This is a genomic window from Castellaniella sp. FW104-7C03, from assembly GCF_040276085.1.
In the GTDB taxonomy this organism is placed as follows: Bacteria; Pseudomonadota; Gammaproteobacteria; order Burkholderiales; family Burkholderiaceae_B; genus Castellaniella.
Window position 1 is genome coordinate 1 of sequence record NZ_JBELOK010000029.1, and the last position, 1,318, is coordinate 1,318.

General features: G+C 58.8%; 1 protein-coding gene and 1 other annotated feature. The gene reads left to right on the top strand.

Annotated elements, in window-relative coordinates; translation table 11 throughout:
- Positions 1-50: 50 nt before the first annotated feature.
- Positions 51-1,285, top strand: a protein-coding gene (locus tag ABS758_RS14910) for an IS3 family transposase (RefSeq protein ID WP_350384135.1) whose coding sequence is annotated in 2 segments (ribosomal slippage) — positions 51-330 and positions 330-1,285 — 1,236 coding nt in all. Because the reading frame shifts where the segments join, the coding sequence is not laid out codon by codon here.
- Positions 329-445, top strand: a sequence feature (AL1L pseudoknot). It overlaps the preceding gene by 117 nt.
- Positions 1,286-1,318: the final 33 nt, after the last annotated feature.

Below are 1,318 nucleotides of genomic sequence, written 5' to 3' on the forward strand. Positions count from 1 at the left end.
TGAATCACACCGGGTTTTGAGGAGGCTTCATTTCTTGAGAGAATGGAGCCATGAGCAAGAACAACAAGTTTTCCCCTGAGGTACGTGAACGCGCGGTGCGCCTGGTCCAGGAGCATCGTGATGAGTACCGGTCGCTGTGGGCGGCTGTCGAGTCTATTGCACTGAAGATCGGCTGCACACCGACGACCCTACTGGATTGGATTAAGCGATCGGAAGTCAACAACGGGACCCGCCCCGGCGTAACGACAGAAGAGCGCGAACGTCTCAAGGCGTTAGAGAAGGAGAACCGCGAATTGCGCCGAGCCAACGAGATTCTGAAGTCGGCGAGCGCTTTTTTCGCCCAGGCGGCGCTCGACCGCGAACTGAAGAAGTAAACGCCTATCTCGATCAACACCGGGATCGATACGGGGTCGAGCCGATCTGCAAGGTGTTGCAGGTCGCCCCGTCAGCCTACAGGCGCTACGCCGCCCGGTGTCGGCAGCCGGAGCTGCGTAGTCAGCGCGCCCAGAAGGACGAACAACTGCGCCCCCAGATCTATCGGGTCTGGGAGCAGAACTTTCGCGTCTACGGTGCTCGGAAGGTCTGGAAGCAGATGAATCGCGAGAGCATTCGCGTGGCACGATGTACGGTCGAACGCCTGATGGGCGACCTGGGCATTGAAGGGGTGCGTCGTGGCAAGCGGGTTCGCACGACGGTGCCCGATAGCGCAGCGGCTTGCCCGCAAGATCTGGTCCGACGCCAATTCGAGGCGGACCGTCCGAACCGGCTCTGGGTAGCGGATTTCACCTACGTTTCCACTTGGCAAGGATGGCTGTATGTGGCCTTTATTATCGACGCTTATGCCAAACGGATTGTCGGCTGGCGCGCCTCCAGCAGCATGACGACGGACTTCGTTTTGGATGCGCTTGAGCAAGCTGTGTACGACCGTCGCCCCAGTCAGGCAGACGGCCTTATTCATCATTCGGATCGCGGGTCGCAATACGTGTCCATTCGCTATTCCGAGCGCCTGGGTGAAGCCGGCATCAATCCGTCTGTCGGCAACACTGGAAGTGCATACGACAACGCGCTGGCCGAGACGATCAATGGTCTCTACAAAACGGAAGTGATTCACCGCAGGACACCCTGGAAAACCAAGGCCGCTGTGGAGCTCGCCACGTTGGAATGGGTGTCTTGGTTCAACCACCAACGCTTGCTAGGATCGATCGGCGACATCCCGCCGGCCGAGGCCGAAGCGCGTTACTATCGACAACTTGCAGCACCGCCTGCGGAACCTGTTTTACTTTAATCAAACAGCCTCCGCGATTCCCGGTGTGATTCA